We start from the raw sequence: 15,683 nt of genomic DNA on the forward strand, positions 1-15,683 counted from the left end.
GTTTTTTCACTCTTCACATAAAAGTCCAATTCAGGCACAACAAAAGCAAATACCTCTTGTTCATTTACACCCCATTCTTTTAACAATGGACAATGAATATCCAATACTTTTGCTGCTTGAATTTGACTAAAATTAAAAGGCATTTCGATATCACCTTGTGACATTTTTTCAGGCTGATCAACCCATTCCACCCATGCATGATCTTGATCGACTAAGTAGCGAATAGCTTCATCCCATGATGAAAACAAACCTTGCCATGTCTGTGGTAATTGTTGATCTGTATGGATTTCGACTGTACTGGATAATTTATAGCATTCATCAACATGAAGTTGCGTATGAATCTGTGAATTATTTTTTTGATGTATAAATGGTTGCGCAAATTGTGCAGGCATCGCATCACTGGCCAGCCGCCCACTCAATACATAGAGCTTTTGATCAACCACAACTTGTTCAAAAATCACAGTCTTGTCTTGCTGATTCGGTTCGATATAAAAACGCCAATTACTTTGTTTTGGTGATGGCATCAATTTTCGAAACCAGCCCAAGAAAGCAAAGCCAAAATGCTCATGCTGATAGGTCAATATGGTAAAAATGGTTTTACCTTGTTTTCCCCATAACTGAACATGCTTTGGGTAACGTGAACGTACGCTTTCAATATCAACTAACCATGACAAATAGACAATATTTTTGACTCGGCTTTGTAATTTGAAGAATGGTAGAACTCGCATCAACGCACGGCGCAAATTTAAAAGCCATGAACTTTGCGTTAAATAAGCAATGAATTTCATGATCCAATTTAAATCTTTATTTTTAATTTGATGTCGATTCATAACACTCTTTGTTATTGCTTTGTTTTATTTATTCTAGCAAATCTATGCAAATAAACATCACAACTAGAGCAACAATAAAACATAAATAGGCATTACGTGATTTCAAATGAATCAGCTATGATAAGCGCACAATTAAATCAGGAATTCAAATCGTGACTCAAGATTTATTAAAACAACTGCAAGCAGGCGAAGTAAAATTTACCGATGTCATTGCATTTATTGAAGCACGTTATACGCATACGCCAACTGCATTTCAAAATGGTCAACAACACAATGCAGCGACTGAAAACCAAGGCAGTGCCAAAGTCTTTTCTTTCGCTCAATTGAATGATTTAGATCAACAACAAACACTAAGTTTATTTGCCGAACACTATGCTTCAGTATTGGCAACACCTGAAGCCACTGATCATCAGAACATTCGCCAGTTTATGCAACATGGTTGGAATGGAATCAAGTTTGAAGGTAATGCTTTAACAGCGAAATAATTGAATATTGAACAGACCTTCTGAATATGAAGCAGGTCTGTTCTGTAGTTTCTCTGTAGTCTAAAGTTTTTCTAAGTCTAAGGTCTCGCCAATGCGGATAAATCAGTGCTCAGACTATAAAAATCTCCGCCCATTTTGCCCACACTCTGTAGCTTTTCTTGATCAATCACACGACCGTCCCAAAGCTGATCATCGACATAAATAGATTTCACATCTAACAAGACCGCAGTACCACCTGATGGAAGTGAGCTTAGTTCAATTACTTCTCTTAAATGACATTCATAACGAACAGGTGCATGTTTCACAGCGAGCGCCAAAACTGTTTGACTCTGTTCAGTTTCAATCTGCGCAAAATCAAACTCACTTTGCTCCGCAGGCAGTGAAGCGCAAGATAAATTCATCTGCTCAAGCAAAGCTGTATTTACAATATGTACCACACATTGTTGTGTGTCGATAAGATTTCGCAGTGTATCTTTATTTTGCCCATCTCTTGAATTGACTTGTGAATACCATAAGATCGGTGGATTGCAACTGGCAACATTAAAAAACGAATATGGCGCAATATTAGCAACACCATCTTTAGATAAAGTACTGATCCAAGCAATTGGTCGAGGCGTGACGCCACCTACAAGCAAACGATAAATTTCATTTGCTGCCAAGTCTGACGTATTAAAAATCATACGAATAATTTCTCAATGTTTAAGGTCTTTCATCGTACTGTGGTAAACCATCACCAATCGTATCCCACTCTGCCTTATAAGCTGTAAACGTATGCATGGTTGGCTTTTGCTCAAGCGGTGTATCCAAAGTTCCAATTCTTAAACGATAAGTATCAGGTGTTTCAGCTTTAATACTGATAATCGGTGAAGCGCATTCACCACAAAAACAACGCTGTGTGGTTTCACTAGACTGATATTTTTTCAGTAACTGCTCACCTTGTACGATTTTAAAATCTGCTTTTTGAATGGGTGCATTGGCAGCAAAAGCACTGCCATTTGCCTTACGACAACGACGGCAATGACACTCAATAATATCGCCAATTTCGCCATGAATTTCATAGCGAATCCCACCACACAAACAACTTCCTGTATATAATTTTTCAGCAGACATGACTTAACTCTAAAATATAAAACCATTTAAAATTAGCACATCTTACAAGTGTTAATCCAAATTTAATCTTATGAAATTGTTGTTTCCGTTATTCACTTTTTAAATACTGATGCACACCTTGCCCTGCTGCACGACCTGTCGCAAAACACGCAGTCAGTAAATATCCGCCCGTTGGTGCATCCCAATCCAACATTTCCCCACAACAAAACAAATGAGGATTGGATTTCAGTTGTAAATGCTCAGTGAATACAGATTGTTTCACACCACCTGCACAGCTAATCGCTTCCTCAATTGGACGAAAACCTGATAGCTCGATTTTTAAATGTTTAATTTCATTCGCCAACTTTTCCGCGTGGTTCCACAGTGATTTATCGACCACTTCACGAACTAAATTGGCTTTAGCAATATCCAAGCCCGCTTTACGCCAAATATTCGCAGTCGATTGTTTTTTTGATGCTTGTAATTTTTGCGCCAATTGTGCCACAGACAAATCAGGCAACAAATCCAAATATAGACACATAGTCTGTTGCTGTTTCAGTTGCTGTCTTAACGCTCGCCCTTGCTTATAAATCAGCCCACTTTCTAAACCATAATGCGTAATGACAATATCACCCTGTGTTTTAGATGCATGCTCTACCCATGCCTCAACACGTTTCAATGGCTGCCCAAACACAGCTTGCATAAACCTAGACCATGTTTTTTCCACACCTGCATTACTGGCTTGAAATGGCTCAATTTCTTCCGCATTCAGCCATTTTTGCCATGCGCCATCACTGCCTAAACGTGACCATGACACTGCGCCGCAAGCAAGAATAATTGCATCAAACTCTTGCTCAAAAATCTGTTCTGATTTCAAATCCTGAATTTTTAAAGTTTGATTGTTTAAATCCAAAATTTGATGCCGATAATGAAAATTGACCTTTTGCTCAGCTAAACGCTTCAACCAAGCTCTCAATAAGGGCGCAGCTTTCATTTCAATTGGGAAAATCCGTCCCGAAGTTCCGACATAGGATTCAATGCCTAAATCCTGCATCCACGCTTGAATCCAATTGGCATCCCATTGTTTGATCCACGGACTCAACCATTCCACCTGATCATAACGCTGTACAAATTGTTCAATCGGTTCAGCATGGGAAATATTTAACCCTGTTTTACCTGCCATCAAAAATTTGCGTGCTGCCGAAGGTTTCTGCTCAAAAACATGCACTTCATAATTATGCGCACTCAGCACTTCCGCAGCCATCAAACCCGCAGGACCTGCCCCGACAATCGCAATGCGTTTATTCGGCATCTTTAGACTCAGTCATTTGCGTATTTTGACCTTGCAAAGGCTGAAAATCATCAAAGCGAGTAGTGTAATTTTCAGGTTTAGAAATGATCAACTGCTGACACAACTCACCCCGTTCTAAATATTTCACTTCAAAATGAGTGCGTGCCGAATCTGATGCAATCACCTGTTTTTCATAAGGTAAATGCCAAACTTGTTTTAATTGTTGTTCCGCTTCTTCAATATATTCAGGAATATTACTGGCTAAAGTAATTGTGCCATTCACCGCCAAACGTGAGATGAGAAACTCAAAAAATGGCATATTCAACCAACGCTGTGCAGGATTATGTGGCTCAGGATTTGGATAGAGTATAAAAAAATGTTGTACTTGTTGTGGGAATAAAGCATGCACCACCCACGGCAAAGCATCGGCATGCATTGGGGTTAAATTGGCTTGCCCTTCAAGCTGATGTTGCTTTTGCATCGCTAAAAATTTTTCACGTGTCCGTTCAATCGCAATCAATTTCAAATCAGGATGTTGCCCTGAAAATAACAAAGCATGTTTACCCTTACCTGCACCTATTTCTATACAAACAGGATGATTCTCTATCGGTTGAAAATCACGGGGAGCATGCATACGCTGCGCTTGAAATTGACGAATTGGCATAAACAGATCAAACTAAGAAAAATCAGCGCAAGTTTAACAAGTCTGCGTTATTTTTGCTTCTTAGATTGTCTATTTAAATCAGGAATTCATCATGCCTAAATCATTTCCATGTCCACGTTGTGGTGAAGCGACCACTTGGGAAAATAATGAATTTCGTCCATTTTGTTCAGATCGTTGTAAATTGATTGATCTCGGCGCTTGGGCAAATGAAGATTATAAGCTTCCGACTGAAGACTCTCCTCCTGAAGAAGACTCATAAGTTTTCTTACAATTAAATACAGTGATATTTTCATTGAAAAACGTAAACTTACGTAATAATTCAAAAAAAATTAAAACAATATACACATATATTTCACAATAATCGTCTACTTTTTAACAATAAAAGTTATATTATAAAGATGTGTTCTATTTCACACTTTTAAATATAAAAAATTAAAAATCATGTCTCAAAATTACTGAGCATAGGTAGGAGTATTCATATGTTTATTGGTATTAAAATTTTTATTTCGATGTTGGCTGCTCTTTGCGTATTTTTTACTTTCGTAGGTGTATACGCATTAGATCCATCACTAATTACAATTGGTATTCTATTTGCTGTTTCCATAGTATTAGTTGTATTAGAAGCACAGAACCAACTCACAAACCCTTTTATGAAAGGTTAAGCACATTATACAGATGAACTTAACACAATTGTTTTAAAAAATTAAGTATGTATAATTCCACACTTTGATACAAAAAAACTAATTGATTATCAAAAAGTGGATATAAAAATGAAAATGTACATAATTTTAAAAACGATGCTAAGTTTCTTTATCGTCCTGTGTGTAATCTTTCTTGCACTTGGTTTTTATAGTTTAGATCGCGCATTAATTTCAATTGGATGCTTATTTGCAGTCGCAGGGTTTATTCTGCAACTCGAAATGAAGGATCATTTATTTGATCCTTTCGCTTAGTACTCAAAACAAATAAGAACGTTTCAATTCATTTCGAATTGAAACGTTTTTTATTTTATAACTTTCTTTTCTCATTTTTCCGTTAACTTACTTAAAAACATTCTACCCAGCTTTACTTGCAACAAATGGGTTGTATTGTTTTTCATAGCCAATTGTACTCATTGGCCCATGACCTGAAATAAATTGAGTTTCATCAGGCAAACTAAAACATTCTCGTTGAATTGAATCTAAAAGTTGCTGATGATTGCCCTTAGGAAAATCCGTACGACCAATAGAACCTTTAAATAAGACATCACCAGTCCACAGCACGCCATATTTTGCATTATAGAACATCACATGCCCTGGGGTATGACCTGGTGCAAAACGAACTTCAAACTCTTCCTCGCCTAAAGTTAATGTCTCACCACCATTTAACCATTGATCCACATTCACTGGATCTGGAACAGGAAAGCCATAACGTGCAGATACTTCTTGAATCATATCTAACCAAAATGCATCTTCTTTATGTGGTCCAATCACAGGCACATTCCAATCTTTCACCAGTGCACCAACAGCACCAGCGTGATCTAAATGCCCATGCGTTAACCACAATGCTTTTACAGTTAAACCTAATGCTTCAACTTCTTGTTTTAATTTTTCAGGATCACCACCTGCATCAATCAACACAGCCTCTTTGGTTTCGGAATCCCAGACAATCGAACAGTTTTGAGCAAATGCTGTTACGGGAACAATTTTGACTTGCAACATATTAATTTCCTTAAAACAAACCCAAGCTTAGGAATAAAAATTAAGCCTGTAATTGCGATTTCAAAGCATCGAGTTGAGCTTCTAATAAATGTGCCAATAGATCAATATGATCCGAACGACTATTTAACGCTGGAATATATGTATATTGCTGACCACCTGAATTTAAAAATAATTCAGCATTTTGAATTGCTAATTCTTCAAGCGTCTCCAAACAATCTGCTGAAAATGCAGGACTTAAAACTTGTACAGATTGAATGCCTTGTTCAGCCCATTCTTTTAAAATTTGATCCGTATAAGGTTTCACCCACTCTTGCTTACCAAAACGTGATTGGAAGCTAATTGCCCATTGCTCATCACTTAATCCTAACGCTTGAGCAACTTTCGCAGCGGTGATACGACAACGATCTGCATAAGGGTCGCCTTTGTCCGCATAAGGTTGAGGAATACCATGGAAAGACATCAATAACTTTGTCGGCTGCCCATGTAACTGTTGATAATCACGTACACTATTTGCCAATGCTTGAATATAGAGAGGATGCTGATAATAGTCACGAATCAAACTTAAACCGGGAATATTTCTTTGTTTCAACAGCCATTTTGCAAGTGCATCAAATAGTGGTGCTGTTGAGGTTGCTGAATACTGGGGAAATAAAGGAAAAAGTATAATGTGATCAAACTGCTGAATTTCAGCATCTTTCAAAATCGCGTCTATGCTTGGTTGCCCATAGGTCATCGCTGGAACAATGCTAAGATCAAAATTTGTATTTGAATGCTCAAGTGTTTGCTGAATCTGAGCCACTTGTTGCAACAAAATTTCACGCATCGGTGAATCATTTGACCACACCTGTGCATAAGCTTCAGCAACTCGTTTGGGTCGAAATGGTAAAACAAACAAATTTAGAATAATTGCCCATAAAAATTTAGGAATTTCAATGACACGCTGATCAGATAAAAACTGCTTTAAAAAGGCACGAACTGCGGGCGCAGTCGGTGCATCAGGTGTACCCAAATTGGCAACAATGATCAGTACTTTAGGTTTGGATAAAGACATTTTAACTCGATCTGCTCAATATCGTGATCTCTTTGCATCAGCTTAACAGAGTCTTTATCTAAACAAAATTTTTATCTAGTGTTGCAATGATGACCACTTAAAACATAGAAGAACGATTACTGATACGTTGAGAGTTCTCAAGTAATTTTAGACATTTATCTGTCATCTGCCATAACATACGCTGACGATCATCCCGACCAACAGGAATAATCCATTCGTTTTGTCGCATTTGTTGTTTAATCGTATGCAATGAACGTACATTAATCTGCGCACGTGACACCGCATGTGCTCTTGGCATCACCACTTGAGCATCGGTTAAACCTGTATTATTTAGATATTCATTCAATACTTTTGAAAAGAAATCTTCTGGCGTCGGTTGACGAAATTCTACAGATAAAATTTTCAACAACTCCGCCCATGTCATTTCTCTGATCGGAGATAATTCCTTAAAATTACCATCCTGATAAGCATGCATTCGATAATCAAAATTAAATACTTCATGCAAAGACACTTTCGGCAAAGTTAAAAAAGGATCTGCCTCTTTTTTACCTTGCTCAATCGAAACTTGTGCTAATTTTGCTTTTAATCTGTCAATTTCATCTTGTAAAACTTGAATATTTTGTGGTCTCACCCAACCCACAACAGGATAACGTTCTAACATTTGTGGCATATAAGAACGTACAGCAAGTTCTAAATCTCGCAATGTTCTATAGGTCACTACTTGTTCAACTTCTTTTTGTAATTGATGTCTAAACTCGTTGAATTTTTCAATCAAAATGGTTTTTTCTTCTTTTAAATGTGCTTCACGTGACTCAGGATTTTCATGCATAAACACAATAATCGGTTTCTGCTTGGTCACTGCATAAATATATTCAAGATGTAAATAACTCACACCAGAAACAGGCTGCTCACCGTATTGGCTACCCAGCAATAATAAAACATAATCACAATCATCAATTTGACGACGAGCAAATGCCGTACTTAAAGGTGTACGCTGTTCTAAACCCCAAGAAAAAAAACCCATTCCAATGAGCGTTTGTGTAATAACCATGCGCTCTGGCTGCATTTCTTTGCCAGATGTTGTAATAAAAACTTGATACCGTTTGTCGAGCATAGGTAAACCCATTCTTGTCACATCACACTTAAGATCAACCCTAAATCACTATAAGCTTAATGTGCCCTACACTTATAAAAACATTAAATATACCTGATATTGAACGAATTAGCCCAGTTTTTCAGCAATATTTTCGATAGACCATGTAATTTTTTCTTGTATTAAATGATTTAAGACCATTTTTAACGCATTTGCATTTCCTCCACTCACATAACATTGTAAACGGACACCGTCATTTTGCGGAGAACTTGAAGCCAGTCCATTTTTAATCAAAATACGTGCCGTTTGTCGTGCGACTGCTAAACCTGAATCAATGAGATTTAATTGATCACCATAAAGTTCCTGAATACTTTGTTTTAAATAAGGATAATGTGTACATCCCAAAACCAGATAATCTGAACCTTTTTCTACAATTGGATCTAAAACTTTCTGTAAGCTTTGCTTACACTCCAAAGTGTTATATCGACCAGATTCAACAAATGGTACTAGTTCTAAGTTAGTCACAGTGAATACTTCAACATTGGCAGGTTCAGCAAAACGTGTCATGACATCTTTAATTAATTGTCCGCGAAAAGTCGCAGGCGTTGCCAAAACCGACACTACTTTCGACTTACTTTGTAATACAGCAGGCTTCAATGCAGGAACAAGTCCAATAATCGGAAAATTTTCACCATAATGCTCACGTAAATAATCCAAACTAAAAGCTGATGCAGTATTACATGCAACCACGGCAACTTTACATCCCTGACGATAAAGCCATTCGATTGCATGAGCTGTTAATTCACGAATATCCTGATCTGTGCGAGGACCATAAGGAACATGTGCAGTATCTGCATAATAAACAATACGTTCATTGGGCAAATACAACGCAATCTCCTGAGCAACTGATAATCCGCCTATACCCGAATCAAAAATACCGATTGGGGCATCTGCAGATGCTTTAGGCATAGGATTTTCTAAAGGATATAAAGGAAGAATGGCGCTCATTTGATCCACTATATGTATGAGTCAAAAACAATGAACAAAGCTTAAACCTCAAGTGCCTAATTGCAAGTGAAAATCACCACTTTGTAACGATAAAATAGCATCGCCCTGCCCATTTTCAAGCAAAGAGCCGTACTCGATCAGATGAAAAAAAGCATTGCGTTGAATTAAAGCATTGATGCCGAATCGGATATGTACATAAGGTCGAAGTTCACCCTGATATTCACGCATGAAAATTGGATGCTCAGCATCGACCAATACAATGTCTTGATTGGTTGTTGTCACTTGAAGATAAGTTTGACCATCAAGTTCAATTTGATCGACTTGATTAACCAATAAAGGCTCATCTTCTACATCTATTTCAATCTGCTCAACAGGCGTTTTTAAATAAAATTTATTGTCTTCTTTCCACAACACCTTGGTGAAGAGGTCTAAGAGGGCTTGTCGCTTGATCAATTGACCTTCGTGCCACCATTCTCCATTGGCTTTTACCTTCAAATCCATTTTGCCACAATGCTTTGGGTTCCACTGCGCTAAAGGGGGTATTGACCTTTTGTGACCCGAGTGTACATCTTTTAAGTATTGTGTAATGCTGATTAAGTTTTTATTATCAGAAACAGGCTGATTTTCAGTCGCTGATGTTGAATTATTTTGATTTACCATGGTTTATGCCTTGCTGACTAAAAAATAATACGACTCAGCCAATTGGCTAGATCAAGGTTTATAACTATACTAGCGCAAAATATATTATCGATACGAGCGTTAATTCGTATCACGGAATTTTTAGAACACTCACGGCAGCACCGACTGATTTTTGTTCAAATTAATGTTCAATAAATGCACACGGTTGCCACCCTATGAAATATGAGGAGTCCTACATGGAACACATCGAACGTGAATCGATGGAGTTTGACGTAGTGATCGTAGGCGCAGGTCCTGCGGGTCTTTCTGCTGCGATTAAAATTCGTCAATTGGCTATTGAAAACAATCTTCCAGACCTTTCGGTTTGTGTGGTTGAAAAAGGCTCTGAAGTTGGTGCGCATATCCTTTCTGGTGCTGTACTTGAACCTCGTGCAATCAATGAACTTTTCCCGAACTGGAAAGAAGAAGGCGCGCCTTTAAATGTGCCTGTGACTGAAGATAAAACATTCTTCTTAATGTCTGCGGAAAAATCACAAGAAGCGCCACATTGGATGGTGCCAAAAACCATGCACAATGATGGTAACTATGTGATCTCACTAGGTAACGTGGTTCGTTGGTTGGGTACTAAAGCTGAAGAGTTAGAAGTTTCTATTTTCCCAGGCTTTGCTGCTTCTGAAATCCTTTATCATGAAGATGGTTCTGTAAAAGGGATTCAAACGGGTGATATGGGTATCGGTAAAGATGGTGAGCCGACTCACAACTTTACTCCTGGTTACGAACTTCATGCAAAATATACAATTTTTGCAGAAGGTTGCCGTGGTCACCTCGGTAAACGCCTACTTGCTAAATTTAACTTAGACAAAGATGCTGATCCACAACACTATGGTATCGGTATTAAAGAGCTTTGGGAAATTGATCCTGCAAAACATAAACCTGGTTTAGTGATGCATGGTTCGGGCTGGCCTTTAGCTGAAACTGGTTCTTCTGGTGGTTGGTGGTTATACCACGCTGAAAACAACCAAGTAACTTTGGGTATGATTGTAGACTTATCTTACGAAAACCCAAATATGTACCCATTTGCTGAAATGCAACGTTGGAAAACACATCCTCTGATCAAGCAATATCTTGAAGGTGGTAAACGTATTTCTTACGGCGCGCGTGCAGTTGTGAAAGGTGGTTTAAACTCACTGCCTAAATTGACATTTCCTGGCGGTTGTTTGATCGGTGATGATGCAGGTTTCTTAAACTTTGCAAAAATCAAAGGCTCTCATACAGCTATGAAATCTGGCATGCTATGTGGTGAAGCTGTCTTTGAAGCGATTGCTGCGGGTGTTGAGAAAGGTGGTGATTTAGCTGTTGCTCGCGTGACTGAAGGCGAAGACTTCTTTGCAAAAGAATTAACTGCTTATACAGACAAATTCAATAACAGCTGGTTAAAAGAAGAGTTACATCGTTCACGTAACTTCGGCCCTGCAATGCATAAATTCGGTCTTTGGATGGGTGGTGCATTTAACTTTATTGATCAAAACATCTTTAAAGTACCATTCACTTTACATGACTTAGTTCCTGATTTTAGTGCGTTAAAAACTGTAGATGCTTCTACGTTTAAACCGAACTATCCAAAACCAGATGGTAAGTTAACATTTGACCGTTTATCTTCTGTGTTTGTATCAAATACTGTACATGAAGAAAATCAGCCAGCCCACTTGAAGTTGACTGATGCATCTATTCCTGTGAATGTAAACTTACCAAAATGGGATGAGCCTGCTCAGCGTTACTGCCCTGCTGGTGTTTACGAAATCATGGAAAATGATGACGGTTCCAAGCGTTTCCAAATCAACGCAGCGAACTGTGTTCATTGTAAGACTTGTGATATTAAAGATCCTTCTCAAAACATCACTTGGGTAACGCCTGAAGGCGGTGGTGGTCCAAACTACCCGAATATGTAATCTTTTGTTGAGCTAAAAAAATAAACCCGCTTAGGCGGGTTTATTTTCAATTTATACTTTTTCTCAAAATCTAAAAATTGTAAAAGCTGAGTTTTTTTGCACTATTATAGTCAGCTATAATATCCTAAAACCCCTCAAACTTATTAAAAATTAATATTTTATTTACGATCAACAAGTCCATTATCATTACTACAAAAGGTCTTTTAAAATCATAACACTGAATCCCATGCATTAACAATTTGTACTTTATATTTACCTTATTGCAAATATAGTAGCCTAAAAATACCTAACAGATCCGATTTTTTTATTCATTTACAATCAAAATGAAAGTTTTATCAAATTTTTTCAGTCCACTTCGAGCAACCCCAGAAATATGAATATTATATTCACCAACATTCTTAGGAGTTCCCTCTATAATTGTAGATGAGTGCATAAAGTTGACTCCTTGATTAGGTACAACTACTAAACCACTTTCCTTATTTATGTTTGTCTCAACATAAAATTTATCTTGTATAATTCCCTGTTCCTTCATTTTTATTTCAAAATAATATTTTTGATTAAGTTTTGCAGTTGGTAATTCTTTTGTCAAAAATATTCCATTTTGAATATTTGAACATCCAGATAAAATTAATACAAATATTAAAATAAATTTCATTTATGTAAGGCTCCTATTCACAATTATCACTGCCCATAAAAATCTACTTAAAGTTTGTAATGTTACAGGTTTCAATTGATCTTGTTGTCCCCAGTTAAAACACGTTGCTGATATTATTTCATTTTTATCAGTTTGAGCATTCACAATCCCATTCCTTGTTGTTAATGCTGAATTTAAAACAATATAATGAGAAGGAATAGTTGCTATTCTAGGAATATCCCCACCTTGGGCAGTCAAAGCACTATTCGTTAAGAAAACGTAATAAAAATCTTTTGATGGGTACTGGCTTAGCTCTCTTAACACACTAAGCCAATCTACAGATCTAGGCACTTTTTGTCTAAAAAAACTATGATAAACTGGAATACTGAACCCTATACAACTGAGCCAATTTTTTAATTCATCTGGCGTAGTAATAGCAGAAATTGCACCAGTTGCACTATTATATTCAGTTACGCCATTTTGGGAGTCTCTAATACTAGCTAAAGTTATCCAATCAACAGAAGAAATATTTGGGTTGCCTTTCTCATCGTAAAAATTTGATACTAATCGAGCCCCTTCAATTTTCGGTTTTATAACTAATCTATTATGGCTAGCTTCACCTTTTTCCCAAAGTGATTTTACTATTTTTTTGTATATATTTTTATTACTATTTAATACACAATAAAAAAAAGCTGCTGGTCCACAAAGGTTAGTATATTTTTGATCAGGATATGGTTCTTTCAAACGACTAGCTAGGCTTGCTTCAACAGTATTTTTAACAAAAGGATCTTTAGTAGTATTCGGCGGATGCTCTTTACAAATAAAAATACTTTTGGGAGTTATGGCTAACTGTACAGTATTATTATTATTTGGAGTTACTACTTTAGTTGGATCATTTTTCTCCAAGTAATCAACCACATCAAGTTTCACATTTTGATATATACTTTTCTCAAACTCCTCAACCAAATTATTAACATAATAATCTTTCACTACATTATATTCTTTATTATTACTATCAACTCTATAAATATTAAAAACAATAACTAAATCCCTTAACACTTCTATTGGTGCAAGCTTAAGATTATATACTAAGTTCACAAAATCAGTTCTATAGTTAGAACCTGATTTTATAAAATTATATTTCCTATTAAAATCAATACTGAAACCATTTTGATTAATTATTTTCTGTGTATTATGATTGTATATTTTCAAACTATATTTCAATTTTGAAATATCAACATTTGTTCTAATTTTTACATATACTTTGTATTCAAAACTCATCTTAAATATCCAATTTATTATCTAGGAACATATGAATTGAAACATTTTCTTTATTAATAGAATTTATTTTTTGAGTAAACCCCTCATCATCTGTTATACCCTCTATGACCTCTCCATTGTCTAAAAATGCAATATATGCCTTCTTAATCAATTTATTACCTTGATCATCAAGCATTTGATATTGAATATCAAATTTATTATTTTCTCCTAATATAGGTAGCGGAATCTTTGGTGTTTGAACACTACCTCCCCCAACAAACTTATGCTGCCCCGCCTTCACCTCAAATTTCGCAGGTGTCGTCGGCAAAACACCGCCACTACTAATTTCAATCTGCGAACCGCCAGCGATTAAAACAATCTTCTTATTCGCTTTAATCTCAATCTTATCTTCTGTTGAAATCACCTGAACACCCTTACGAGCAATCAAATCAGCACCATCACCCTGTGCTTGTATCTCAACTTTCCCTTTCCCTGCATAAAACCTAGCACCATCTTGCGCAGCAAAAAGACTAATCTTCGATTGTGCATGTGCAATTAAATTCTTCTGCGTGCTGTACTGAATACTCTCACCCGCAGTTTCATAAATCTGCTGATCCGCTGATATATGAATATCTTCGTTGCTTGTCACAGCGATACTATTTGGTGCAGCAAGAACCATCATCGCATCTTGGAAAATTTTAAATTCAGCTTGAGATTTAGCATCTGATTTGGACTTCGCACTCAAATTATCCATAAAGCCACTCAAGCCTTTAAAACCTTCAAGCGGGTTCGACAAACCTTGTTTTGCAAAACCTACAATGGATTGGACTTGATTTGATGTTTTCTGAATATCACTGAATAGACCTTTAGCATCTTTTAACGCTTTAAATGGATTCTCACTTAAACCACTTCTTAGTGACTGAAATTGATCCTTATAATTTTCTAATTGCTGTCCTGTATCTTTTACAAAGCCCTCAAATTCTTGAATGGTTTGTTTTACATCTTTGAATGAATCATTAAATTGCTGAATAACACCTTTAACATCACCCTTGATTCCACCCACTTTTTCAACAAAACCACCTAAATTTCCAAGTGTTCCAAGCGGATTTGAAGTAAGTCCAGATTTAAAATCACCCACTAAATTCGTAATGGCAGCAACTTTTGAAACCTCAAGTCCTTTGAGCAATGCAGATAAATTATCAATCACCTCTAAAGGATCCGTCTGCTGATTCTTAGCAACTTCACTTAAAGCTTTTGAGTTGTTGAGTGAATTTTCAAGTTGTTGCTTGGCTTCTTTAGCATCGAGGTGTGTGCCTGTTGCTTGATCTTGTTTATAGGTAGAAAGTAGTAAGCCTTGCCCTGCACGTACTGCTCCCCATTGATCTGTACGCAACTCAAAACCTTCGCCTCGTCCATCACTGGTCTCTTTGTCTTTGGGATGACTCATGTTTCCGAGGTTGAGTTGGCTTGCTCCATGGCTGTTTTGCAGTTGACTGCTAATCTGCCCTGTGGTGTCGTCAAAGCGCAGTTGTCCAAAGCCTTCGCCTTGGTATTCTTTGGAACGGATACCTGCGAGTTTTTTGGTGTCTGGCAATTGTCCTTTTTTGTCGAATTGGGTTGGACTACGTTGTGCTTCGTGGATGCGTCCTACGACAAATGGTCGGTCGATATTGCCATCAAAGAAGTCGATAACAACAATTTCACCGATACGGGGTAGGAATCTTACACCGTAGCCTTCGCCTGCCCATGGGGTGAGTACATCAACCCATGCAGAATCAGTATCGTTGTCATTTGAACCTACACCACCATCATGTCCGTGGTCTTCTGTTCGGGTGAAGAGAAAGCGAACTTTAATGCGTCCCCATTCATCGACATGGATTTCTTCTCCACTTGGTCCGACCACCTTGGCGCGTTGTGGATGGGTGCTTGGTCGGTGTTGGAGTGGGTTGTATTCGGGTACGGTGTTGATGTTGCGTCGTTGTATGGTGAG

General features: G+C 37.3%; 17 protein-coding genes and 1 pseudogene. 5 read left to right on the plus strand and 13 right to left on the minus strand.

The features are described from left to right. Positions 1 to 830, minus strand: an 830-nt coding sequence (locus EXE10_RS18460) for a DUF2071 domain-containing protein (RefSeq protein ID WP_130114360.1), incomplete at its 3' end; no start/stop codon positions are given. A 152-nt stretch (positions 831 to 982) separates the two neighbouring features. On the opposite strand from EXE10_RS18460, the gene EXE10_RS18465 reads away from it, so the two are divergent. Next, positions 983 to 1,315: a HopJ type III effector protein gene (locus EXE10_RS18465; protein ID WP_130114361.1), complete on the plus strand. Its 333-nt coding sequence runs from the start codon at positions 983 to 985 to the stop codon at positions 1,313 to 1,315. A gap of 77 nt (positions 1,316 to 1,392) precedes the next feature. Here EXE10_RS18465 and EXE10_RS18470 read toward each other — a convergent pair whose 3' ends face one another. From EXE10_RS18470 to EXE10_RS18485, 4 genes are all read right to left on the minus strand, one after another. Continuing rightward, positions 1,393 to 1,995 carry a flavin reductase family protein gene (locus EXE10_RS18470; protein ID WP_130114362.1) on the minus strand — a complete coding sequence of 201 codons (603 nt, stop codon included), beginning with the start codon at positions 1,993 to 1,995 and terminating at the stop codon, positions 1,393 to 1,395. Positions 1,996 to 2,014: 19 nt separating this feature from the next. Beyond that, entirely contained in the window at positions 2,015 to 2,425 is a 411-nt protein-coding gene (locus EXE10_RS18475) for a GFA family protein (protein WP_130114363.1), read from the minus strand. Between the two features lie 88 nt (positions 2,426 to 2,513). Further along, a complete protein-coding gene (locus EXE10_RS18480) occupies positions 2,514 to 3,716 on the minus strand; it encodes a TIGR03862 family flavoprotein (protein WP_130114364.1) in 1,203 nt (400 codons plus the stop codon). After that, a complete protein-coding gene (locus tag EXE10_RS18485; RefSeq protein WP_171478514.1) occupies positions 3,706 to 4,365 on the minus strand; it encodes an SAM-dependent methyltransferase in 660 nt (219 codons plus the stop codon). The genes EXE10_RS18480 and EXE10_RS18485 overlap by 11 nt, the downstream gene beginning before the upstream one ends. Before the next feature lie 85 nt (positions 4,366 to 4,450). Between EXE10_RS18485 and EXE10_RS18490 the strand changes: the two genes are divergently transcribed. From EXE10_RS18490 to EXE10_RS18500, 3 genes are all read left to right on the plus strand, one after another. Next, the gene (locus EXE10_RS18490) at positions 4,451 to 4,618 is read left to right on the plus strand and encodes a DNA gyrase inhibitor YacG (RefSeq protein ID WP_068975276.1); all 168 of its coding nucleotides are present in this window, start codon (positions 4,451 to 4,453) and stop codon (positions 4,616 to 4,618) included. A 220-nt stretch (positions 4,619 to 4,838) separates the two neighbouring features. Further along, on the plus strand, positions 4,839 to 5,021 hold the full coding sequence (locus EXE10_RS18495) for a hypothetical protein (RefSeq protein ID WP_068975489.1): 183 nt from the start codon (positions 4,839 to 4,841) through the stop codon (positions 5,019 to 5,021). A 108-nt stretch (positions 5,022 to 5,129) separates the two neighbouring features. Continuing rightward, a complete protein-coding gene (locus EXE10_RS18500; RefSeq protein WP_068975490.1) occupies positions 5,130 to 5,312 on the plus strand; it encodes a hypothetical protein in 183 nt (60 codons plus the stop codon). 102 nt (positions 5,313 to 5,414) lie between these two features. Here EXE10_RS18500 and EXE10_RS18505 read toward each other — a convergent pair whose 3' ends face one another. From EXE10_RS18505 to EXE10_RS18525, 5 genes are all read right to left on the minus strand, one after another. Continuing rightward, positions 5,415 to 6,059: an MBL fold metallo-hydrolase gene (locus EXE10_RS18505; protein WP_068975491.1), complete on the minus strand. Its 645-nt coding sequence runs from the start codon at positions 6,057 to 6,059 to the stop codon at positions 5,415 to 5,417. A 40-nt stretch (positions 6,060 to 6,099) separates the two neighbouring features. Then, on the minus strand, positions 6,100 to 7,110 hold the full coding sequence (hemH, locus tag EXE10_RS18510) for a ferrochelatase (protein ID WP_130114366.1): 1,011 nt from the start codon (positions 7,108 to 7,110) through the stop codon (positions 6,100 to 6,102). Positions 7,111 to 7,207: 97 nt separating this feature from the next. Next, positions 7,208 to 8,224 carry a DUF4062 domain-containing protein gene (locus tag EXE10_RS18515; protein ID WP_130114367.1) on the minus strand — a complete coding sequence of 339 codons (1,017 nt, stop codon included), beginning with the start codon at positions 8,222 to 8,224 and terminating at the stop codon, positions 7,208 to 7,210. Positions 8,225 to 8,332: 108 nt separating this feature from the next. Continuing rightward, positions 8,333 to 9,211 (minus strand): glutamate racemase, encoded by an 879-nt coding sequence (gene murI, locus EXE10_RS18520; RefSeq protein WP_130114368.1) that lies wholly within the window; start codon positions 9,209 to 9,211, stop codon positions 8,333 to 8,335. Positions 9,212 to 9,259: 48 nt separating this feature from the next. After that, positions 9,260 to 9,871, minus strand: a complete 612-nt coding sequence (locus tag EXE10_RS18525) for a DUF1285 domain-containing protein (RefSeq protein WP_087553127.1) — start codon at positions 9,869 to 9,871, stop codon at positions 9,260 to 9,262. Between the two features lie 215 nt (positions 9,872 to 10,086). On the opposite strand from EXE10_RS18525, the gene EXE10_RS18530 reads away from it, so the two are divergent. Beyond that, positions 10,087 to 11,799 carry an electron transfer flavoprotein-ubiquinone oxidoreductase gene (locus EXE10_RS18530; protein WP_130114369.1) on the plus strand — a complete coding sequence of 571 codons (1,713 nt, stop codon included), beginning with the start codon at positions 10,087 to 10,089 and terminating at the stop codon, positions 11,797 to 11,799. A gap of 304 nt (positions 11,800 to 12,103) precedes the next feature. On the opposite strand, the gene EXE10_RS22000 is transcribed toward EXE10_RS18530, so the two are convergent. The 3 genes and pseudogenes from EXE10_RS22000 to EXE10_RS22180 all read right to left on the minus strand — a co-directional run. Next, positions 12,104 to 12,454: a hypothetical protein gene (locus EXE10_RS22000; RefSeq protein ID WP_130114370.1), complete on the minus strand. Its 351-nt coding sequence runs from the start codon at positions 12,452 to 12,454 to the stop codon at positions 12,104 to 12,106. Continuing rightward, positions 12,455 to 13,714, minus strand: a complete 1,260-nt coding sequence (locus EXE10_RS18540; protein WP_130114371.1) for a hypothetical protein — start codon at positions 13,712 to 13,714, stop codon at positions 12,455 to 12,457. Positions 13,715 to 13,954: 240 nt separating this feature from the next. Then, positions 13,955 to 15,683, minus strand: a pseudogene (locus EXE10_RS22180) (DUF2345 domain-containing protein); the annotation flags it as partial.

This window comes from Acinetobacter sp. WCHAc060033, from assembly GCF_004209125.1.
In the GTDB taxonomy this organism is placed as follows: Bacteria; Pseudomonadota; Gammaproteobacteria; order Pseudomonadales; family Moraxellaceae; genus Acinetobacter; species Acinetobacter wuhouensis.